Source organism: Neisseria sp. P0019.S003 (assembly GCF_051957115.1).
Taxonomy (GTDB): Bacteria; Pseudomonadota; Gammaproteobacteria; order Burkholderiales; family Neisseriaceae; genus Neisseria; species Neisseria flavescens_D.
The window spans coordinates 15861-38350 of the sequence record NZ_JBQCWT010000003.1 but is presented as its reverse complement, the minus strand read 5'-3'; the positions used below and the strand labels follow the sequence as shown (position 1 = coordinate 38350).

At 51.1% G+C, this 22490-nt stretch carries 20 protein-coding genes; 1 reads left to right on the top strand and 19 read right to left on the bottom strand.

Annotation, left to right across the window (positions count from 1 at the left end):
* Positions 1 to 131 precede the first annotated feature (131 nt).
* From nuoN to truC, 18 genes are all read right to left on the bottom strand, one after another.
* The gene (gene nuoN / locus ACTHTS_RS05600) at positions 132 to 1574 is read right to left on the bottom strand and encodes an NADH-quinone oxidoreductase subunit NuoN (protein ID WP_440369467.1); all 1443 of its coding nucleotides are present in this window, start codon (positions 1572 to 1574) and stop codon (positions 132 to 134) included.
* Between the two features lie 9 nt (positions 1575 to 1583).
* Positions 1584 to 3080 carry an NADH-quinone oxidoreductase subunit M gene (locus ACTHTS_RS05595; protein ID WP_107868227.1) on the bottom strand — a complete coding sequence of 499 codons (1497 nt, stop codon included), beginning with the start codon at positions 3078 to 3080 and terminating at the stop codon, positions 1584 to 1586.
* A 95-nt stretch (positions 3081 to 3175) separates the two neighbouring features.
* Positions 3176 to 5200 (bottom strand): NADH-quinone oxidoreductase subunit L, encoded by a 2025-nt coding sequence (gene nuoL / locus ACTHTS_RS05590; protein WP_440369466.1) that lies wholly within the window; start codon positions 5198 to 5200, stop codon positions 3176 to 3178.
* 2 nt (positions 5201 to 5202) lie between these two features.
* Positions 5203 to 5508, bottom strand: coding sequence for an NADH-quinone oxidoreductase subunit NuoK (nuoK, locus tag ACTHTS_RS05585; RefSeq protein WP_004519135.1), 306 nt, complete (start codon positions 5506 to 5508; stop codon positions 5203 to 5205).
* Entirely contained in the window at positions 5505 to 6176 is a 672-nt protein-coding gene (locus ACTHTS_RS05580; RefSeq protein WP_440369465.1) for an NADH-quinone oxidoreductase subunit J, read from the bottom strand. Before ACTHTS_RS05580 ends, nuoK begins: the two co-directional genes overlap by 4 nt.
* 11 nt (positions 6177 to 6187) lie before the next feature.
* The gene (gene nuoI / locus ACTHTS_RS05575) at positions 6188 to 6667 is read right to left on the bottom strand and encodes an NADH-quinone oxidoreductase subunit NuoI (RefSeq protein ID WP_002218650.1); all 480 of its coding nucleotides are present in this window, start codon (positions 6665 to 6667) and stop codon (positions 6188 to 6190) included.
* An 80-nt stretch (positions 6668 to 6747) separates the two neighbouring features.
* A complete protein-coding gene (nuoH, locus tag ACTHTS_RS05570) occupies positions 6748 to 7824 on the bottom strand; it encodes an NADH-quinone oxidoreductase subunit NuoH (RefSeq protein WP_002216340.1) in 1077 nt (358 codons plus the stop codon).
* Positions 7825 to 7826: 2 nt separating this feature from the next.
* On the bottom strand, positions 7827 to 10088 hold the full coding sequence (gene nuoG, locus ACTHTS_RS05565; protein WP_440369464.1) for an NADH-quinone oxidoreductase subunit NuoG: 2262 nt from the start codon (positions 10086 to 10088) through the stop codon (positions 7827 to 7829).
* 58 nt (positions 10089 to 10146) lie between these two features.
* A complete protein-coding gene (nuoF, locus tag ACTHTS_RS05560) occupies positions 10147 to 11442 on the bottom strand; it encodes an NADH-quinone oxidoreductase subunit NuoF (protein ID WP_003686543.1) in 1296 nt (431 codons plus the stop codon).
* A gap of 182 nt (positions 11443 to 11624) precedes the next feature.
* Positions 11625 to 12209, bottom strand: a complete 585-nt coding sequence (locus ACTHTS_RS05555) for an excalibur calcium-binding domain-containing protein (protein ID WP_315093266.1) — start codon at positions 12207 to 12209, stop codon at positions 11625 to 11627.
* A gap of 95 nt (positions 12210 to 12304) precedes the next feature.
* Complete coding sequence (gene nuoE / locus ACTHTS_RS05550) at positions 12305 to 12778, bottom strand: NADH-quinone oxidoreductase subunit NuoE (RefSeq protein ID WP_004467713.1); 474 nt, start codon at positions 12776 to 12778, stop codon at positions 12305 to 12307.
* A complete protein-coding gene (nuoD, locus tag ACTHTS_RS05545; protein ID WP_049332998.1) occupies positions 12778 to 14034 on the bottom strand; it encodes an NADH dehydrogenase (quinone) subunit D in 1257 nt (418 codons plus the stop codon). The genes nuoE and nuoD overlap by 1 nt, the downstream gene beginning before the upstream one ends.
* The gene (locus tag ACTHTS_RS05540; RefSeq protein ID WP_002216335.1) at positions 14024 to 14617 is read right to left on the bottom strand and encodes an NADH-quinone oxidoreductase subunit C; all 594 of its coding nucleotides are present in this window, start codon (positions 14615 to 14617) and stop codon (positions 14024 to 14026) included. The genes nuoD and ACTHTS_RS05540 overlap by 11 nt, the downstream gene beginning before the upstream one ends.
* A 12-nt stretch (positions 14618 to 14629) precedes the next feature.
* Entirely contained in the window at positions 14630 to 15112 is a 483-nt protein-coding gene (locus ACTHTS_RS05535; protein ID WP_002215610.1) for a NuoB/complex I 20 kDa subunit family protein, read from the bottom strand.
* Complete coding sequence (locus ACTHTS_RS05530; protein WP_070606431.1) at positions 15103 to 15459, bottom strand: NADH-quinone oxidoreductase subunit A; 357 nt, start codon at positions 15457 to 15459, stop codon at positions 15103 to 15105. The genes ACTHTS_RS05535 and ACTHTS_RS05530 overlap by 10 nt, the downstream gene beginning before the upstream one ends.
* 332 nt (positions 15460 to 15791) lie before the next feature.
* Positions 15792 to 17249, bottom strand: coding sequence for an oligopeptide:H+ symporter (locus ACTHTS_RS05525; RefSeq protein WP_440369463.1), 1458 nt, complete (start codon positions 17247 to 17249; stop codon positions 15792 to 15794).
* Between the two features lie 448 nt (positions 17250 to 17697).
* Positions 17698 to 18801, bottom strand: coding sequence for a peptide chain release factor 2 (gene prfB, locus ACTHTS_RS05520; protein ID WP_003681666.1), 1104 nt, complete (start codon positions 18799 to 18801; stop codon positions 17698 to 17700).
* A gap of 97 nt (positions 18802 to 18898) precedes the next feature.
* Complete coding sequence (truC, locus tag ACTHTS_RS05515; RefSeq protein ID WP_440369462.1) at positions 18899 to 19615, bottom strand: tRNA pseudouridine(65) synthase TruC; 717 nt, start codon at positions 19613 to 19615, stop codon at positions 18899 to 18901.
* Between the two features lie 140 nt (positions 19616 to 19755).
* Between truC and ACTHTS_RS05510 the strand changes: the two genes are divergently transcribed.
* Positions 19756 to 20484, top strand: a complete 729-nt coding sequence (locus ACTHTS_RS05510) for a TIGR00730 family Rossman fold protein (protein ID WP_003747857.1) — start codon at positions 19756 to 19758, stop codon at positions 20482 to 20484.
* 107 nt (positions 20485 to 20591) lie between these two features.
* On the opposite strand, the gene ACTHTS_RS05505 is transcribed toward ACTHTS_RS05510, so the two are convergent.
* Positions 20592 to 22448, bottom strand: coding sequence for an ABC transporter ATP-binding protein (locus tag ACTHTS_RS05505; RefSeq protein WP_440366525.1), 1857 nt, complete (start codon positions 22446 to 22448; stop codon positions 20592 to 20594).
* Positions 22449 to 22490 lie beyond the last annotated feature (42 nt).

Genomic DNA, 22490 nt, shown 5'->3' with positions numbered 1-22490 from the left:
ATCTTGATGATACCTGCTTGATGATTGTTCAAAGGCTTGAGGCCGTCTGAACTTTGGGTATATTTCATCCGAATGCGAATCCTAACAAAAACGGCGACTTTGGAACAGCCGCCGTTGGTTTTGTTTGAAGCTTACAAGGTATTTTCCAATGCTTTGGCGCACCAGTCGATAACGGTTTGCGGCATGATACCCCAGAGGAGCAGCAGGAAGGCATTGACCGTCAGGACAAATTTGGCGGCATAGTTACTGCCGACTGGCTGGTCATGATCAGGCGCATCGAAGTAGATGACTTTGACCACGCGCAGGTAGTAGAACGCGCCAATCAGCGACATGATGACGGCAAATACGGACAACCAAACATAACCTTGTTTCAAGAGTGCCATAATCACGCCGAATTTGGCGTAAAAACCCATCAGCGGCGGAATACCCGCCATGGAGAACATAGACAGCAACATCAGGAAGGCGAACCATGCATGGCGTTGGTTAAGGCCTGCGAGGTCTTTGATGTCTTCACACTCAATGTCTTTGGTGGACAATACCATCAAAACGCCGAAGCTGACTGCCGCCATCAAAGCATAGGTAATGGCGTAATACAGGCCTGCGGTAAAGCCGACTGCGCCTGCCATAAACGCCAACAAGATAAAGCCCATGTGCGATACGGTGGAGTAGGCGAGCATACGTTTGATATTGGTTTGCATGATGGCGGCAAGGTTACCGACCACCAAAGAAGCAACGGCAAGGATAGCCAACATCGGCGCCCAGTCTGAATGTATGGTACCCATACCGGTAACAAGGATACGGAATGCAAAGACAACAGCGGCAATTTTCGGAGCTGTACCCACAAAGGCGGTAACAGAGGTCGGCGCGCCATCGTACACGTCGGGCACCCACATATGGAATGGAACCGCACCCAATTTAAATGCAATGGCGACCACAATAAACACCATACCCAATTTCAACAACCATTCATTGGCCTGCTCATTGAAAGCGGAAGCCAAGACGGAAGCAAAATCAAGGGAACCGGTGGCGCCGTAAACCATGGAAATACCATAGAGCAGCAAACCGGAGGCCAACGCGCCCAATACGAAGTATTTCAGCGCAGCCTCGGCAGAACGACCGGAATCACGGCGCAGGGCAATCATGGCGTACAGCGATAAAGACAACAATTCCAAACCGATATACGCAGTCAAGAAATGTGCCGAGCTGACCATGACGCTCATACCCAACAGAGCAAACAGTGACAAGGTATAAAACTCGCCTTTAAAAATTTGGCGGTCTTGGTTGTACGGTTTACTGTAAATAAACAGACCAAACGTCAGCGCATACAACACTAGCTTCGCCAAACGGGACATGCCGTCTGCAATATACATACCGTGAAAGGCATCGACACTGCCCTGCTCCCATACCGCCAATTGGGTGACGGCTACGATGATGACCGTTCCCAAACTCATCAGATGGGTCAGATAGCGGTTTTTATCGCAAATCCACAAGTCTGCCAGCAATACGACACCCAATAGCGCAAGCAGCACGATTTCGGGCATGGCGGGCATTAAATTCAAATCAGACCAGTTCATTTACACACCTCAAATCTTGCTTTGTGCCACATGGGCAATCAAATCGTTTGCCGCTTGATGCACCACTTCGATAAACGCTTGCGGATACAGACCCATGCCCAAAACAGCAATCGCCAAAATCGCCAAAATCGCAAATTCGCGGCAATTGATGTCTTTCATTTCGGCAACGTGCGGATTGTGGATCGCACCAAAAATAACGCGTTTGTACATCCACAGGGTATAAGACGCACCGTAAATCAGGGTCATAGCGGCCAACGCGCCTACCCAGAAATTCACTTTAACCGCACCCATAATCACCATAAACTCGCCCACGAAGCCGGAAGTCGCAGGCAAACCGGCATTGGCCATACCGAACAACATCATAAACGCCGCAAACTTAGGCATCACATTGACCACGCCGCCATAATCGGCAATATTGCGGGTATGCAGGCGGTCGTACATCACGCCGATACACATAAACATCGCGGCAGACACAAAACCGTGGGAAATCATTTGAATGATTGCGCCTTTCAATGCCCAATCATTCAGTTGGCCGTTCACAAACAGGAACATACCCAAAGTGACAAAACCCATATGGCTGATGGAAGAGTATGCCACCAGTTTTTTCATATCGGTTTGCACCAAAGCCACCATACCGATGTAAATCACGGCAATCAGGCTCAATACGATGATCACAGGGGCAAAATAGCGTGCCGCATCCGGCATAATCGGCAGGATAAAGCGCAAGAAGCCATACGCACCCAGTTTCAGCGTAATTGCCGCCAACACCATCGAACCGCCGGTCGGCGCTTCAACGTGAGCATCCGGCAACCAAGTGTGCACAGGGAACATCGGCACTTTTACGGCAAATGACAGGAAGAACGCTACAAACAAAAGCTGTTGTACGCCCAACGGAATCTGTTTGATGTTTTGGAAATCGACAATAGAGAAGCTGCCTGTTTGATAGTACAGGTAAACCATGGCAACCAGCATCAAGAGCGAACCCATCAGCGTATAGAGGAACAGCTTGACCGACGCATAGACGCGGCGCGGACCGCCCCATACACCGATAATCAGGTACAGCGGAATCAGCATACCTTCGAAGAACACATAAAACAGAATCGCATCCTGCGCGGCAAACGCACCGTTAATCAAACCCGACATCATCAGGAAAGCGGCCATATACTGCGCCGGACGTTTCTGAATGACTTCCCAACCGGCCAATACCACCAGCAGCGTAATAAACGCATTCAAGATGATAAAGAGCACTGAAATACCGTCCACGCCCAATGCATAGTTGATTTTCAGAAGCGGAATCCACTCGTGGAACTCGGTAAACTGATAGCCGCCGCTCAAACGGTCGAAACCGGTAAACAGGGGCAGCGTTACCAAGAAACCGGCAAGCGCACCCATGAAGGCAAGCACACGCGCCAGCGGCGCACGGCTGTCTTTACCGGTCGCCAAAACCAGCACACCTGCGGCGATGGGTATCCATATTGCCAAGCTGAGTAGGTAGTTGGAAAACATAGTGGTTAACCTGTGGTTAAAATAAAAATGTGTTTATGTGGATATTTCTTCGTTTCAGACGGCCTTAAGGTTTAAGGCCGTCTGAAACCTTATTCTTATCGGAACAATCCCCAGAAGGTCATGCCGAGCAGTACCAATACGCCGAATACCATAGCGGCGGCGTAGGTGTAGATAAAGCCGGTTTGGGCTTTACGCACTTGCGCGGCAATCGCGCCGACCAGTTTGGCGGAGCCGTTGACAATGCCGTTGTCGATAATGGCGGTATCGCCGACTTTCCAGAAGAAAGTACCCAATGCGCGCGTGCCTTTAGCGAAGACGTTGAAATACAGGGCGTCGAGGTAGTATTTGTTTTCAAACAAAACGTAAACCGGACGGAACGCCTGTGCAATTTTCGCAGGCAGGTGCGGCAGTTTGACGTACAAAAGCCATGCGCTCAAGACACCTGCGATAGCGAGGTAGAGTACAGGCGAATGCAGGCTGTGCGACACCATTGCCAATGCGCCGTGGAACTCTTCCTTCATGATGTGCATAGTCGGATGCGCGTCGGCGTTGACGAAAATCACGTCTTTGAAGAAATCGCCGTAAAGCATAGGCTCGATGGCAACATAGCCGATGATGACGGACGGAATAGCAAGCAAAATCAAAGGCAGGGTAACAACCAACGGGCTTTCGTGCGGATTGTCATTTTTGCCCAAGCCGTGATGTTCTTCGCCATGATGATCGTCATGATGTTCAGGCAAGCTGCGCCATTTCTCTTCGCCGTGGAACACCATAAAGTATTGGCGGAACGCGTAAAACGCGGTAACGAACACGCTGGTGAGGACGGCAAAATAGGCAAAGCCGCTGCCCGGCAGGGTGCTGTATTTCGCCGCTTCGATAATCGAATCTTTGGAATAGAAGCCGGAGAAGAACGGCGTACCGATCAGCGACAAGTTACCGATCAGCATGGTCAGCCAAGTAATCGGCATGTATTTTTTCAGGTTGCCCATGTGGCGCATATCTTGGTCGTGGTGCATACCGATAATTGCGCTACCTGCGGCCAAGAACAACAAGGCTTTAAAGAAAGCGTGGGTCATGACGTGGAACATCGCCACGGAATAGGCGGACGCACCCAGAGCCACGGTCATATAGCCCAGTTGCGACAGGGTGGAATACGCAACCACGCGCTTGATGTCATTTTGAATCACGCCCAAGAAGCCCATAAACAGGGCAGTAATCGCGCCGATAACCATAATGACCGACAGCGCAGTGCTGCTCATCTCATAAATCGGCGACATACGCGATACCATGAACAGACCGGCGGTAACCATAGTTGCGGCGTGAATCAATGCAGAAATCGGGGTCGGGCCTTCCATCGAATCAGGCAGCCAGACATGCAGCGGGAATTGTGCAGATTTACCCATCGCACCGACAAACAGGAGTAAACAGGTTACAGTAATCAAAGACCATTCCACACCGGGGAACAGTTGGATAGTGGCCGTCTGAACATTAGGCAGATAAGCGAATACATCCTGATAGCGCAGGCTGCCGCCGAAATAGGCAAGTACCAAGCCGATACCGAGCAAAAAGCCGAAGTCGCCGACACGGTTGATCAAAAAGGCTTTCAGGTTGGCAAATGTTGCGCTTGGACGTTTGAAATAGAAACCGATCAAGAGATACGACACCAAGCCCACAGCCTCCCAGCCGAAGAAGAGCTGGATGAAGTTGTTGCTCATAATCAGCATCAACATGCTGAAAGTAAACAAAGAAATATAGCTGAAGAAGCGTTGGTAGCCGACTTTTTCATCATGCATATAGCCGATGGTATAGATATGCACCATCAACGACACGCCCGTTACCACGACCATCATCATCGCCGTCATCGTATCGATCAAGAAGCCGACGGAGAAATCCAAACCGCCCATTGTCAGCCAGGTATAGACGTTCTCGTCAAACTTGGCACGGCTGCCATTGAGGAATCCCCACAGCACATAAGCCGACAGCACGGCAGACACCGCCACACCGAGTATTGTTACGGTATGCGCACCGGCACGTCCGATTTTGTTGCCGAACAAACCCACAATCAGCGAGCCTGCCAACGGAACAAGGGCAATTATCAAATATAAAGTCATATCGTTCATGATTACCCTTTCAACTCGTCCAAATCAGCAACATTAATCGTTTGTCGGTTGCGGTACACCAGCACCATAATCGCCAGACCAATGGCGGATTCAGCAGCGGCGACGGTCAGTACGAAAAATACGAAAATCTGTCCGGCAGTATCGCCCAAATATTGGGAGAAGGCGATAAAGTTGAAGTTCACCGCCAAGAGCATCAGCTCGATGGACATCAGCAATACCAGCACGTTTTTGCGGTTCATGAAGATACCCATCGCGCTGATACCGAACAGGAGCGCGCCCAATACCAAATAATGCGTCAAGGTAATCATGCTTTGCCCTCCCCTTCCGGCTTGAGGCCGTCTGAAATTTCGCTTTCTTCGGCAGATTCAACTTGCGGTTTGACCGCTTCCATTTTCACCAGACGCATACGGCCTTGATCGGCGCGTACTTTAACTTGGTCGGCAGGATCCATGCGTTTCGGATTGGTGGTTTTACGGTGAACCAGCGCAATCGCGGCCACCATACCCAACAGCAGCAATACCGCCGCCAATTCAAACGGCAACAGGTAGTCGGTATAAATACGGCTACCCAAATCGCGGATATTGTTGTAATCGGCCGGAATGTCTTTCATCAGACCAAATGCGGCCAGGTCGGTTTTCGGGTTGACCAAAATCAGAATCAGGGCAACCGCCAACAATGTGCCAACCACGCCAGCAACCGGCGCATGACGCCAGAAACCGGCGCGCATTTCTTCAATGTCGATGTTCAACATCATCACGACGAACAGGAACAACACCATCACGGCGCCGACGTAAACCACCACCAGCGTAACGCCCAAAAACTCAGCCTGCATCAGCATCCAAATCATCGCGCTCACGCAGAAGGTCAGCACCAGATGCAAAGCGGCGTGCACGGGGTTTTTAGCGGTAACGGTACGAACCGCACCGTACAAAACGATGGCGGCAAGAATATAGAACAGAATCGCGGAAAAAGTCATTCGTCTGCTCCTTAACGATACGGCGCGTCAGCGGCTTTGCGTTTGGCGATTTCAGCTTCGTATTTATCGCCAATGGCCAAAAGAATCGGCTTGGTCATGTGCAAGTCGCCTTTTTTCTCGCCGTGGTATTCAAAAATATGGGTTTCCACAATCGCATCGGTCGGGCAGGCCTCTTCGCAGAAACCGCAGAAGATGCACTTGGTCAGGTCGATGTCGTAACGCTTGGTGCGGCGGGTGCCGTCTTCGCGTTCTTCCGATTCGATGTTAATCGCCATTGCCGGACAAACTGCCTCACACAATTTACACGCAATACAGCGCTCTTCGCCGTTCGGATAACGGCGTTGCGCGTGCAAGCCACGGAAACGCACGGATTGCGGCGTTTTCTCTTCGGGGAAATAAATTGTGTCTTTGCGGGCAAAAAAGTTTTTGAGCGTTACGCCCAAGCCTTTTACCAATTCGCCAAGCAGAAAGGTTTTTACTAAGTTAGCCATATTATGTTCCCTCAAAACAGGGATTTCGTTAGGTATTCAAAATCGCTTTGTTCAGACGGCCTCAAGATGCCGTCTGAAACTTATTTCCACAAATTCAGCGGTGAAATCATCCACACGCCCAAAATCACGATGTAGGCGAAGCCGATCGGAATCAGCACTTTCCAGCCCAAACGCATGATTTGGTCGTAACGGTAGCGTGGGAAGGTTGCACGGATCCACAGATACCAGTACAGAACCGCCGCCATTTTCACGAACATCCAGAATGCGGAAGGCGTACCGATAAAGCCCCAGCTTTGTGGGAACGGAGACAGCCAGCCGCCGAGGAACATCAGCGATGTCAGCGCGGCAATCAGAATCATGAAAATGTATTCAGCAAGGAAGAACAGTGCGAATGCGAAGCCGGAATATTCGACGTGGTGACCGGCAACGATTTCAGACTCACCCTCTGCCACGTCAAACGGCGCGCGGTTGGTTTCGGCAACGGCGGAAATCAGATAAACGATGAAGATGGGGAACAGTGGCAGCCAGTTCCAAGAGAATACCGAACCGCCGGCAATACCTTTGGCTTGCGCGGCAACGATGTCGGAGAAGTTCATGCTGCCCGACACCATCACGACGCACACCAGAGCGGCGCTCATGGCAATCTCGTAGGAAATGCTTTGCGCGGAAGCACGCATTGCGCCCAAGAACGAATATTTGGAGTTAGAAGCCCAGCCCGCGATGATCACGCCGTAAACCGACAGCGAGGTAATCATCAGGATGTACAAAAGACCGATATTGATGTTGGTCAGCACCCATTCTTCGTTGAACGGAATCACCGCCCACGCCGCAAAAGACGGAGCAAGCGACATGATCGGGCCGATATAGAATAGGGCTTTGTTTGACAGCTTCGGACGGGTTACCTCTTTAAACAAGAGTTTGAACACGTCGGCAAACGGCTGAATCAGACCCCACGGGCCGGTTACGTTCGGGCCGACACGAAGCTGCATAAAGCCGATGACTTTACGTTCGAAATACGTCAGGTAGGCAACGGTCAGAATCAGCGGAATCAGGATAATCACGATTTTGACGATGACGGATACCACCAAGCCTACGGTGATACCCAAATCGCCCAGACCGAGCGTTGCGGCAAAGAGGTTTTGGAACCATTCTTGCATGATCAAGCTCCCGCCAGTTCAATAGTGTCCATCAACGCACCCAGCGCGGCATTTTCGGTATGCAGCGGCAGATACACCACGTTTTCAGGCAAACCGGCATCGGCTTTGACAGAAACCGATACGCTTGCGCCGTTTTGTTTGGCGACAGCGGTTTGTCCGTCTTGCAGGCCCAAGCGTGCCAATGTGTTCGGATTCACACGCGCGGCAGGCACGGCGGCATGGCTGGTTTCTTGCAACGGTGCGGAACGGCGCACGATAGAATCAGTGTGATAAATACCGACGCCGCCGACACGGACGAGGCGGTCTGAGGCCGTCTGAACGCTCTCTCCTGCCCATGTGCTGCGGTTGTTCAGTTTGGATGGCAGGCTTTCCACGTCCAACGCGTCTTTCAAAATCGCGGCGGTATCGTGGTATTCAAAGCCTTGCAGGTCAAACAGGTTGCCCAATACGCGCAACACTTTCCACATCGGACGCGAATCGCCGAAGCCTTGTACCACGCCGTGGAAAGATTGCAGACGGCCTTCCATATTGATGAAGCTGCCTGATGTTTCGGTAAACGGCGCAATCGGCAACAATACGTCGCACACGTCCAGCAGCGTTTCGCTGACAAACGGCGTAAACGCCATCACGCTTTTTGCCTGTTTCAACGCGGCTACGGCTTTTGCACCGTCAACCGTATCGATTTCAGGCTCGACATTGAGTAGCAAGACTGCCTGTTTCGGCGCATTTGCCATTTCGGCAACGCTCTCGCCGGAGTTTACATTCAAGACATCCGCACCAACGCTGTTGGCGGCTTGCGGCAAAATGCCCAGCACTGCGCCGGTCGCATCTGCCAGCTCTTGCGCGGCGGCATAAATGGCGGCGTAATCAGGATGGTTTTGTACTTCCGCACCCAAAATCACTGCTGCTTTTTCAGCGTTTTTCAGGCTGGCGGTAACGGCGTGTTCCGCATTGGCAGACAGGTTTTTCAGACGGCCTGCCCACTCGTCGGGATGTGCGGCTTCTTGAGACAGAAGCGGCATAAACAATTCTTCTTTACTGCTGGCCAATACGCTCAAGGCCATACGGTCTTTGGCGGCGCGGCGCAGGCGGGCGGTCAGGAGCGGCTGTTCTTTGCGCAAGTTCGCGCCGACTACCAATACGGCATCGTTGTCAGCCAAAGATTCAATGCTTTGTCCCAACCATTGCGCACCTTTAAGGCCGTCTGAAAGACGTTTGTCTTGTTGGCTCAAACGGGTTGCAAAGTTTTTAACACCCAAACCATTGGCAAGCTTTTTGGCCAAATACAGCTCTTCAACCGTATTCATCGGATTGGCCCAAACACCGACTTGGTTTTGGTTGCCGTCTTTGGCGATACATTCAATTGCGCTGTGGACATATTCCAACGCAGTTTTCCAATCCACGTCCATCCACTCGCCGCCCTGTTTGATTTTCGGGTTTTTCAGACGGCTTTCGTGATACAGACCTTCGTAGGCGAAACGGTCGCGGTCAGACAGCCAGCATTCGTTGATGGCTTCGTTTTCCAGCGGCAACACGCGGCGGACGGTATGGTCTTTGGTCTGCACAATCAGATTACTGCCCAGAGCGTCATGGGCGGAAACGGATTTGCGGCGGTTCAGCTCCCAAGTACGCGCGTTGAAGCGGAACGGTTTGCTGGTCAATGCGCCGACAGGACACAAATCGATGACGTTGCCTGACAATTCGGTTTCCACTGCTTTACCGATAAAAGGCATTATCTCGGAGTGTTCGCCGCGGTTGGCCATGGCGATTTCTTGCACGCCGGCGATTTCTTCAGTGAAACGGACGCAACGGGTACAGTGGATGCAGCGGCTCATTTCCTCGGCGGAAATCAAAGGACCCATGTCTTTGCCGATGACAGAACGTTTTTCTTCGGTATAACGGCTGGTATTTTTGCCGTAGCCCATCGCCAAATCCTGCAACTGGCATTCGCCGCCTTGGTCGCAGGTCGGACAATCAAGCGGATGGTTGATGAGCAGGAACTCCATCACGCCTTCTTGCGCCTCTCGGGCTTTTGCCGAATGCGTACGCACAATCATGCCGTCTGTAACCGGCGTGGCACAGGCGGGCAGGGGTTTGGGGGCTTTTTCCACGTCCACCAAACACATACGGCAGTTGGCGGCGATGGAAAGTTTTTTGTGGTAACAGAAATGCGGGATATAAGTACCGAGCTTGTGCGCGGCTTCAATCACCGTCGCGCCCTGCTCCACAGATACCTGTTTGCCGTCGATTTCGATTTGTAACATGGTTCGTTCCTAGTTACGGGTATTTAATAAATAATTCTTTTAGAGGCCGTCTGAAAACTTAGCACCACTTATTCGGTTTCATCGGTCCGCCGTGTTCGATGTAATGCACAAACTCATCACGGAAATGCTTGGTAAAGCTGCGGACAGGGAAGACGGCGGCATCGGCAAGGGCGCAGATAGTGCGGCCTGCCATTTGGTTGCCGACGGAATCCAGCAAATCCAAGTCTTCCATGCGGCCTTTGCCTTCTACGATGCGGTGGACGATGCGGTAGAGCCAGCCAGTACCTTCACGACAAGGCGTACATTGGCCGCAAGACTCGTCGTAGTAGAAGTAGCTCAGGCGCTCAAGGGCTTTCACCATGCACACGTCTTCGTCCATGACGATAATCGCGCCGGAACCCAGCATCGAGCCGGCTTTGGAAATCGAGTCATAGTCCATATTGGTCTGCATCATGATATCGGCAGGCAAAACTGGCGCGGACGAACCGCCGGGGATAACGGCTTTGAGTTTTTTGCCGCCGCGCATACCGCCCGCCATTTTCAAGACTTCGGCAAACGGCGTGCCCAATGGCACTTCATAGTTGCCCGGACGCTCGACATGACCGGAAATACAGAACAATTTGGTACCGCCTGCATTCGGAATACCTTTATCGGCAAATGCCTGTCCGCCGTCACGGATAATGAAGGGGACGGAGGAGAACGTTTCGGTATTATTGATGGTAGTCGGTTTGCCGTAGAGGCCGAACGAAGCAGGGAATGGCGGCTTAAAGCGCGGCTGGCCTTTTTTGCCTTCCAACGATTCGAGCAATGCGGTTTCTTCGCCGCAAATATATGCGCCGTAGCCGTGGTGGGCAAAGAGTTCAAATTCAAAATCCGAACCCAAAATATTTTTACCCAAAAAGCCTGCGGCACGCGCCTGCTCCAAAGCGGCTTCAAAACGTTGGTAGCCTTCGAAAATTTCGCCGTGGATGTAGTTGTAGCCGGCTTTCGCGCCCATCGCGTAACCGGCAATAATCATGCCTTCAATCAGGGCATGAGGATTGAACATGATGATGTCACGGTCTTTAAATGTACCCGGCTCGCCTTCGTCGGTGTTACAAACCACATATTTTTCGCCCGGGAAGGAACGGGGCATAAAGCTCCATTTCAAACCGGTCGGAAAGCCCGCACCGCCACGACCGCGCAAGCCGGAGGTTTTGACTTCGTCAATCACATCGGTTTGCGAGATGTTTTCGGACAGGATTTTACGCAGGGCGGTATAGCCGCCACGTTTGACGTATTCGTCCAATGTCCAGCAATCGGGATTGGCGGTATCCACTTGGTCAAAAATCACGCCTGATTGGTAAATAGCCATTTTTGGTTGCCTGTTTGTTTTCGTATAGGTTGCAGCCGTTGTTTTCAGACGGCCTAATATACCTTTGTATATCGACTCTATGCCGTCTAAAATAAAATATGTTGATTCACTAAAGTTGATATTTCAGACGACCTTGTATTTCGTTTTCATGGTTATAGACCTAGTCTACTTTGCTGAAGTTATCACCATCCACCGCATTTATCTTCACATGGAATCCCATCGCCATCACCATCCATTTTGGTATCAGAACAATTCTGTAAAAACCATTTGGCCTCTTCGCATGACACCATCTGAGAACAATATTGCCTGCCATCACAACGATATTTATTACTATTGCTTTTTTTAGCTTGTATCGTAGCTGGATCATTAAGCTCTACTGGTGCATTAGTTTGTTTAGGGACTAATTTTGCTGCGGCGAATTGATATATCTGATAACCAATTAACCCGAAAAGTGCCAACCCTACCAATTTCGTCAATATGGAAGACGACGAATCTAAGGCAAAAAATGATTTTTTCTTTGCACTCGAACGATGGTTATGATTCCGCTTAAAATCTCTTGCCTCACGATTCAAGTAACGAATCTGTTTAGCAACATTTTTTCCTTTTCCGTTAGCAGATACTTCAAAGCCAACCGCCTCATTAAGTTCAGGACGAGGGCTTCTTTGGGAAAAGTCAGAAATATGGCAGAAAATTTCTTGTTTACTACCATCTATCCGTATAAAACCATAACCTTTTTCATCATCCCACTTAACAATTATCCCTTTCATTAACCGCTTCCCTTTTTATTGTTACTTTTAAATCACAATTTAAAATTTTGGAATAACTAATAAGTTTGATTACAAACCGAATATGTTCAGACGATCTATTCTAATTCTGCTAATTTTTTCTCAATCGCTTCTTCGGTCATAAAGCTGCACATGCTGTGGTTGTTGACCAGCATGACCGGTGCGTCGCCGCATGCGCCCATGCATTCGCCTTCGACAAGGGTAAATTTGCCGTCGGGTGTGGTTTCGCCGTAGCCGATACCGAGTTTTTGTTTGAGGTATTCTCCGGTTGCCATACCGCCGCGCAGGGCGCAGGGCAGGTTGGTACAAACGGTCAGTTTGTATTTGCCGACAGGCTCAAGGTCGTACATATTGTAGAAAGTAGCGACTTCGTAGGCTTGTGCAGGCGAGATGCCGATATAGTCTGCGACAAAGGCAATGGTCTCGGGAGCAAGCCAGCCTTTTTCGGTTTGGGCGATACGCAATGCGCCCATAATCGCGGAGCGGCGTTGGTCGGCAGGATATTTTGCCAACTCGATGTCAATTTGTTTTAAGGATTCTGCGGATAACATTATCGGTCAACCTCCCCGAATACGATGTCCTGCGTACCAATGATGGCAACGACGTCGGCCAGCATGTGGCCTTTTGCCATTTCATCCATACCTTGCAGGTGGGCAAAGCCGGGTGCGCGGATTTTCAGGCGGTAGGGTTTGTTTGCGCCGTCTGAAATGATGTAAACGCCGAACTCGCCTTTCGGATGTTCGACAGCGGTGTAGGTCTCGCCCTCAGGAACGTGCATACCTTCGGTAAAGAGTTTGAAATGGTGAATCAGGTCTTCCATACCTGTTTTCATTTCGGTACGTTTGGGCGGAGCAAATTTGTGGTTTGTGGTAATGACCGGACCCGGATTGACACGCAACCACTCGGAACATTGTTTGATGATGCGCACGGATTGACGCATTTCTTCCATACGGCAGAGGTAACGGTCGTAGCAGTCGCCGTTGACGCCGACTGGGATGTCGAAATCCATTTTGTCGTACACTTCGTAAGGCTGTGTCTTACGCACGTCCCATTCCACGCCGGAACCGCGCAACATCACGCCGGTAAAACCTTTTTGCATGGCGCGCTCAGGAGTGACAACGCCGATGCCGACGGTACGCTGTTTCCAAATACGGTTGTCGGTCAGGAGGGTTTCGAGTGTATCGATGTTTTTCGGGAAACGTTCGCAGAAGGCGTCGATAAAGTCGAGCATGGTGCCTTCACGGGATTCGTTGAGCTGCTTCAATACTTTGGCGTTGCGGAATTTGCTGCTCTCGTATTTAGGCATGAAGTCGGGCAGGTCGCGGTAAACGCCGCCGGGACGGAAGTAGGCTGCGTGCATACGCGCGCCGGAAACGGCTTCGTACAAGTCCATCAGCTCTTCGCGGTCGCGGAAGGCGTAAAGGATGGCGGTCATCGCGCCGATGTCGAAGGCGTGCGAACCGATGCCCATCAAGTGATTGAGGATGCGCGTTACTTCGGCAAACATCACGCGAATATACTGGGCGCGGATAGGCACATCGATACCGGCAAGTTTTTCTACTGCCAAACAATACGCCTGCTCATTGACCATCATGGAAACGTAGTCCAAGCGGTCCATATAGGGCAAGGCTTGCAGATAGGTTTTGGTTTCAGCCAGTTTTTCAGTACCGCGGTGCAGGAGGCCGATGTGCGGATCGGCACGGACGATGGTTTCGCCCTCCAACTCCAAAATCATACGCAATACGCCGTGCGCCGCAGGGTGTTGCGGGCCGAAGTTGATGGTGTAGTTTCTTAATTTATTGGCCACCGTAGTTCTCCTCACGGACGATACGCGGCGTGATCTCGCGCGGCTCAATGGTAACAGGTTGGTAAATCACGCGTTTTTGCTCTTCGTCGTAACGCATTTCCACATAGCCGGAAATCGGGAAGTCTTTGCGGAACGGATGTCCGACAAAGCCGTAATCGGTCAGAATGCGGCGCAAGTCCGGGTGGTTGTTGAACATGATGCCGTACATATCAAAGGCTTCGCGCTCGTACCAATCCGCGCTGTTGTAAATATCGACTACGGATTCGACCACGGGGAAGTCGTCGTCTGAAACCCAGACGCGTACGCGGATGCGTTGATTGTTTTTAACGGAAAGCAGCTGACTGACGACGGCAAAGCGTTTGCCCTGCCATACTTCGTTTTTGTAAGTGCTGTAATCGACACCGCACAAGTCAACCAGAAGCTCGAAATGCAACTCTTCATGGTCGCGCAATGCGGTCATGACTGAAATATAGTGTTCGGGCAGACACTCGACGGTAATCTCGCCCAAAGCTGAAATGACTTTGCTTGCCTGATCGCCAAGCACGCCGACGACGGTCTCGTATAAGTTTTGAATGCTTGCCATATCGTCCTCTCCTTACTCGTCACGCGCGATGGTGGAAGTGCGCTTGATTTTTTGTTGGAGCTGAATCAGGCCGTAAATCAGGGCTTCCGCAGTCGGCGGACAACCCGGCACATAAACGTCTACCGGCACGACACGGTCGGCACCGCGCACAACGGAATAAGAATAGTGATAATAGCCGCCGCCGTTGGCACACGAGCCCATAGACAATACCCAGCGCGGCTCGGCGAGCTGGTCGTATACGCGGCGCAGGGCGGGCGCCATTTTGTTGGTCAACGTACCTGCCACAATCATCAGGTCGGCCTGACGTGGGGACGGACGGAAAATGATACCGAAACGGTCAAGGTCATAACGCGCCATACCCGCATGCATCATTTCCACGGCGCAGCAGGCCAAGCCGAAAGTAACCGGCCACAATGAACCGGTACGCATATAGTTCAACACCGTATCCGCGCTGGTGGTGATGAAACCTTTTTTCAAAACGCCTTCTATTCCCATTCCAGCGCACCTTTTTTCCATTCGTAAATAAAGCCTACCGTCAGAACGACGATAAACACCAGCATAGACCAGAAGCCGTACGCGCCCAAATCTTTGAACACGACTGCCCACGGCAACATGAACGCGACCTCCAAATCAAACAGGATGAAGAGGATGGCGACGAGGTAATAGCGCACGTCGAACTTCATCCTTGCGTTTTCAAAGGCTTCAAACCCGCATTCGTAAGCCGCGTCTTTTTCGGCATAGTGGTGTTTCGGGCCTAAAATTGTGCCGAGTAGAATAAACAGCACACCGGCCGCAAGGCCGACGAGGATGAATACGAGGACGGGAAAGTAACTGGCCAACATGGTCGTACCTAACTGGTTGACAGACAAATCTTAAAAATAGATTACCATTTTATCGAATTTCAAAAGCCATTTAAAGGTAAATATCAGCAAATCAGTAAAAAAACACTAATAAATTCAATAAAGTTATGAGAACAATTCTTATTCTTATTTAATATTTCACAATTTTAATTTCAATTTAATCATGTATCATTTAATTCGGTTTTTCTACCTGTCCGATTTACTTCAAAAATCTGGAGCCCCCCTTTTTCCAAATCTCAATAAAAACATCAGGCCGTCTGAAAACTGATTCTTTTCAGACGGCCTGTGTACATCACATTATTTAAATAGAAAAATCAATCGATACCTTTGAGCATGCGGTTCAATACCGGGGCAAGTACCAACAGGATACCGCAGGTTATCGCACCGATAGTGGCCAGCATCCAGTAGAAATCCAATGGCGACTGAGCATTGTAGTAGTCTTTAAACAACACTCCGCCCAAGGTAAAGCCGATAGACAGTGCCAAGAAGTTCAACGCAACCATTTGTGTTTTAAACATGCTTGGTGCGATTTTGGTGGAAAACGACAGCGAAATCGGCGACAGCATCAACTCGCCTATCGTAATCGCCAGCAACACCAGCATAAACACGATAATCGGCATCGGGGTTCCGGATGAAATATACGGGATGAAACACAAATAAGAGACGCCGGTTACCAACATGGCCAGCGCAAATTTCAACGGCGTTTTAGGTTGGCGTTTGCCCATTTTCGTCCACACCGCCGCCATCACGCCGGAGAAGAGAACCACCCACATGGCCTGTATCGAGTCTTTCCATGAAACAGGCACGGTAAAGCTGAAGAAAGTACGGTCAACCGTTTCGTCGAAATAAACCGTTGCAACGGTGTACACCTGAAACCAAACCGCCCAGAACATACAAATAGTCAAAAACAGCGGAATATAGGCCATGATGTAACGTTTATTGGCTGCCTCAACCTGGCTGCTGCCCAGCAGGCGTGCAAAATAAGCGATAACGGTAATAATGACCACGCCTAAAAGCCAGCGTGAAAAGTTCTCAAGATTGAGCGCGCCGGAAGCAATCACGCTGCTCAACACCAAAACCAGCAACACACCGACAGCTATTGCAGTCTGTACCTTTTCAGGGCGCAACGGATTGGGAGCCAGCGTATGCGGCAGGTTTTTACGGCCGCGCGAATACCACAGCAGGCCAAATGCCATACCGACGGCCGCCGCGGCGAAACCGTAATGGAATCCCATTCTGTCTTGCAAAATACCGGTCAACAAAGGGCCTAAGAAACCGCCGATATTGATGGAAATATAGAAAATGGAGAAACCGGCATCGCGCAATTCTCGCAGGTCGTCCCGTTCATACAAAGAACCGACCATCGAACCGGCAGACGATTTCACGCCGCCGCTGCCCAGCGCAATAAACACCAAGCCCAGCAGCAATCCCATCAAACCCGGCACGATCGCCAATAAAATATGGCCGGTCATCACGACGATGCCAGCGATAAACAGGGTACGTTCCGCACCCCAAATGCGGTCGGCCAACCATGCGCCGAGAATCGTGGACAGGTAAACGCTGCCGCCGTACGCGCCGACAATGCCGCCGGCCAAGGCTTTATCCATACCCAAACCACCTTGATTCGCGGTGTAATACAGATAAATCAGCAGGATGCCCTGCATACCGTAGAAGGAAAAACGTTCCCACAGCTCAATGTGGAATAAGGTAGATAATTGCAAAGGATGGCCGAAGAAAGTTTTCTCGGCAGACGACAACTTTTGACCGGACATTATGAGTTCTCCTATATATTAGACAGGCTCAGGCTTCAGACGGCCTGTTATACCTACTAATCATTTTTATGGAAGCCATATATTACTGTCAATCTTTGCATTTGCAAAACATTAAAATGCATATTTTTATAAAAAGATTAATATTCGCATTTAAAAAGAACTCGATAGCTACATAACAAGCATATCGCGGTCATCTCCGTCATGCCCTACATATTCAAAACCCTATTAATTTTTAGATTTTCTATATTGTGTTTTTCATGTAGCCAAAAACGGATATATTTACTGCGTTCAGTATTCCATTTAGGCTGATAAGACTTTGCCTATTCAAATAGATAGAACCTTTTACCCGCTGGAAATATAAATCATCGAAGTGGGTATAGTTACCGCCATATTCAACAACAAACAGGCCGTCTGAAATCTTTCAGACGGCCTGTTTATCTCTTACGGTTTACACACCTTGTTTCAGGCTGGCTTCGATGAAGCCGTCCAAGTCGCCGTCCAATACGGCTTTGGTGTTGCCGACTTCGTAGCCTGTACGCAAGTCTTTGATGCGTGAGGAGTCCAAGACGTACGAACGGATTTGGCTGCCCCAACCCACATCGGACTTGCCTTCTTCCAATGCCTGTTTCTCTTCGTTGCGTTTGCGCATTTCCAATTCGTACAGTTTGGATTTCAACATTTCCATCGCGGCGGCTTTGTTGGCGTGTTGCGAACGGTCGTTTTGACATTGCACCACAATCCCAGTCGGCTCATGGGTAATACGCACGGCGGAGTCGGTTTTGTTGATGTGCTGACCGCCCGCGCCCGATGCGCGGTAAGTGTCGATACGCAAATCGGCCGGGTTGATTTCGATTTCGATGGAATCGTCGATTTCGGGGTAAACAAACACGGATGAAAAAGACGTATGGCGTTTGTTGTTCGAGTCAAACGGCGAGTATCGCACCAAGCGGTGAACGCCGGTTTCGGTACGCAGCAAGCCGTAGGCGTATTCGCCTTCCACGCGGATGGTGGCGCGGTTGATGCCTGCGATTTCGCCGTCGTCTTCTTCAAGGATTTCGATTTTGAAGCCTTTGCGCTCGGCGTAGCGGCTGTACATACGGAACAACATGCCTGCCCAGTCTTCGGCTTCAGTACCGCCCGCGCCTGCGGTAATGTCGATAAAGCAGTTGTTCGGGTCGGCAGGCTGGTTGAACATCCGTTTGAATTCGAGGTCGGCCATTTGTTTTTCCAAACCGGCCACGTCTTCCTGCACGGCGGCGAAACCTTCTTCGTCGTTTTCTTCGACGGCCATTTCGATCAGCATGCGGTTGTCTTCGATGCCTGTGGCGATGTTGTCGAGGGTCACCACGATGCCTTCGAGGATTTTGCGCTCTTTGCCGATTTCTTGGGCGCGTTTGGGGTCGTTCCAGAGTTCCGGGTCTTCGGAGAGGCCGACGACTTCTTCAAGGCGGTCTTTTTTGCCTTGGTAGTCCATATAGACGCGGATGTCTTCGCTGCGCTTCTCCAAGTCGTTTAGGGTGTTGTTAAGCTGGTTGATTACTTCGGCTTCCATGATTCTTGTGTTCTTTCAAAATTTTAGGGGCGTATTGTAAGGGATTTGCCTATTTTTTTCCATGACTGGGCCGTCTGAAAATGTGCGGTTTGGATTTTCAGACGGCCTCGGTTTTGAATTTTTCCATCCAAAGCCACCAGTCGTTGTCTGTCGGCGCTTGTACGGTCATCCGGCTGCCGTCTTCTATGCTTTGAAAACTGAGGCTTCGCGCGTGCAACATCAGGCGTTGCGTGCCGATATGTTCGGCAACGGCATGGTTTTGGCGCAAATCGCCGTAGTTGGTGTCGCCGACGATGGGGTGGAAAATGTGTTTCATATGGCGGCGGAGTTGGTGTTTGCGGCCGGTGTGCGGCGTGAGTTCGGCCCACGAATAACGCGAGGTCGGATAACGCAAGGCGGACTGGAACGGCAACTCGGTTTGCACCAGACAGCGGTAGGCGGTTTGCGCCTCCTGCAATGTGGCTTCGGTCTGCGCTTCGGCGATTTTGTCGGGCATATATTTGAGGGCGTAATCAATCAGGCCGTCTGAAGGCAGATGACCGCGAACAATCGCCCAATAAGTTTTTTCGATGGTTTTGTTTTCAAACTGCTGCGTCAATAACCGTGCGGCTTCCGTATCGAGGGCAAACAGCAAGACGCCGGAAGTCGGGCGGTCGAGGCGGTGGACGGGATAGACGTGCTGCCCGATTTGGTCGCGCAGGGTTTGCACGGCAAAACGGGTTTCATGTGTGTCTAACCAGCTTCGGTGCACCAGCATTCCGGCAGGTTTGTTGACGGCAATGGTGCGGCTGTCGCGGTGGATAATATCGAGCATGGCGGAGCAGTTGAATAAAAGCAGATATTGTAACGGGCTTTTGAAAATGTGGCAGGTACACTTGCCGCCGAGACCCAACTTTCAGACGGCCCGCCCCTTTCGGGTTACAATACTGCACATAAAAACTCGAAGGAAAAGCCGTGAGCCTGCTCAAAAAATTGCCCAAACCCATGCTGCCCGACGAAACCCGCCGCGATATTCAGGCGCGCGAGTCGTATCATGTATTGAAGATTATTTCCGAATTTGTCGAAGCCGGCGAAGAATTGCGCGCCATTCAGCCAGCCGTCAGCATTTACGGCAGCGCGCGCACGCCTGAAAACCATCCCGATTACGCGTTCACATTACGCTTGGCACGCAAACTGTCGGATGCCGGATTTTCCGTGATTTCCGGCGGCGGACCGGGCATTATGGAAGCGGCCAACAAAGGCGCGTTTGCAGGCGCAAGTCCGGCGGTGGGGCTGAATATCGTGTTGCCGCACGAGCAAAAAGCCAATCCGTATCAAGATTTGTCGATTAAATTCCAACACTTCTTCCCGCGCAAAGTCATGTTCGTCAAACACGCCGTGGCGTATGTCGTCATGCCCGGCGGTTTCGGCACATTGGATGAATTGTTTGAAAGCCTGACTTTGGTGCAAACCGGCAAAACGCCCGACCGCCCGATTATCTTAGTGGGCAAAGCATTTTGGGCGGGACTGTTGGACTGGATACGCGAGCAGTTGCTGGGCAGAAACCTGATTTTGGAAGAGGATTTGAACTTGATCCGCGTCATCGACGACGAAGACGAAATCATCGAAGAAATCTTCGCCCATTACGAAAACCGCTTGGAAGACTTGTCCGAACACCAAAATGCTTGGTCGCTGGGACTGTAAAACTAAGGTTTCAACTGAAAAAGCGGTTATCCCAGCTGCCCTTTGCTTCATTAATAAAGGCCGTCTGAAAATGTTTTCAGACGGCCTTTTATCTTTTTTCAAAACGTTTAATTGTTTTCCCACTCGACATGCTCACTCAAGAAGCCGCCGCTTTGGTGCGCCCAAAGTTTGGCGTACAGGCCTTGTTTCTCGAGCAACTCGGTGTGGCTGCCTTCTTCGATGATGCGGCCTTTGTCCAAGACGATGAGGCGGTCCATCGCGGCGATGGTGGAGAGGCGGTGGGCGATGGCAATCACGGTTTTGCCTTCCATCATTTTGTCGAGGCTTTCTTGGATGGCGGCTTCGACTTCGGAGTCAAGCGCGCTGGTGGCTTCGTCAAGCAACAGAATCGGCGCGTCTTTGAGCATAACGCGGGCGATGGCGATGCGTTGGCGTTGGCCGCCGGAAAGTTTCACGCCGCGTTCGCCAACGTGCGCATCATAGCCGCGTCGGCCTTTGGCATCGCTTAAGTTAGGAATAAAACCGGCGGCCTCGGCGCGTTCCGCGGCGGAAATCATCTCGGCTTCGGTTGCATCGGGACGGCCGTAGATAATGTTGTCACGGACGGAGCGGTGCAGCAGGGAAGTATCTTGCGTTACCAAACCGATTTGGGCGCGCAGACTTTCTTGGGTAACGCTGTCCACGTTTTGGCCGTCGATCGAAATCGTGCCGCTTTGCGGTTCGTAAAAGCGCAGGAGCAGGTTGACGATGGTGGATTTGCCCGCGCCGCTGCGGCCGATCAAGCCGACTTTTTCGCCGGGTTTGATGTTCAGATTAAAGCCGTTAAGAAGCGGTTTGCCTGCTTCGTAAGAGAAATCGACGTGATCAAACTTGATTTCGCCCCGGGTGACTTTAAGCGGCAGGGCTTGCGGTTTGTCGAGGATGGTGTGGGGTTTGGACAGGGTGGCCATGCCGTCGTTGACGGTACCGATGTTTTCAAACAATCGGGCGGATTCCCACATGATGTATTGCGACAAACCGTTCACACGCAATGCCATGGCAGTGGCCGTGGCTACCGCGCCTACGCCGACTTGGCCGTGATACCAAAGCCAAATGCCCAAGGCGGTCGTGCCTACGGTCAGCGAGCTATTGACGATAAAACTGCAAGTATGCAGCAGCGTTGCCAAACGCATTTGGGCATGGACGGTTACCATAAACTCTTCCATTGACTGCTTGGCATAAGCGGCCTCGCGCGCGCCGTGGGAGAAAAGTTTGACGGTGGCGATATTGGAGTAGGCGTCGGTAATGCGGCCGGTCATCAGCGAGCGCGCATCAGCTTGACGTGCAGCAGTTTTGCCGAGTTTGGGAATCAGGAAGCGCATAATCATCGCGAATCCAATCATCCAGCAGATAAACGGCACGATAAGCCAGGCATCGAATGAGGACAGAATCACGCCGGAAGTGATGAAGTACACCAGCACATACACAACCATATCGGCGACGGTCATCACGACATCGCGCAGCGCCAGCGCGGTCTGCATGACTTTGGCGGACACACGTCCTGCAAATTCATCCTGATAAAAGCCTAGGCTTTGTCCCAACATCAGGCGGTGGAAATTCCAGCGCAGGCGCATGGGGAACACGCCTTGCAGGGTTTGCAGGCGCACACTGGACGCGAAAAAGGTCCAAACGGCAAAAAATGCCACCATGGCCATCATGCCGATTAATGCATGGCCTTTTTCAGCAAAAAGCGTTTGCGGCGTATAAGTGCCGAGCCAGTCGACCACCTTGCCCATAAATTGGAACATCAAGGCTTCCATGATGCCGACGCCGACCGTAAACACGGCCAACACGGCGATCCATTTGCGCACGCCTTCAATATTGCTCCAAATAAACCGCCACAACCCTTTTTCTGGCGTTTTCGGAGCAGCTTCTGGATAAGGGTCGATGCGTGACTCGAACCATGAGAATATTTTTTTAATCATTGTTTTTACAAATGTGATAAGACGGTCAGACCGTCTGAAAAG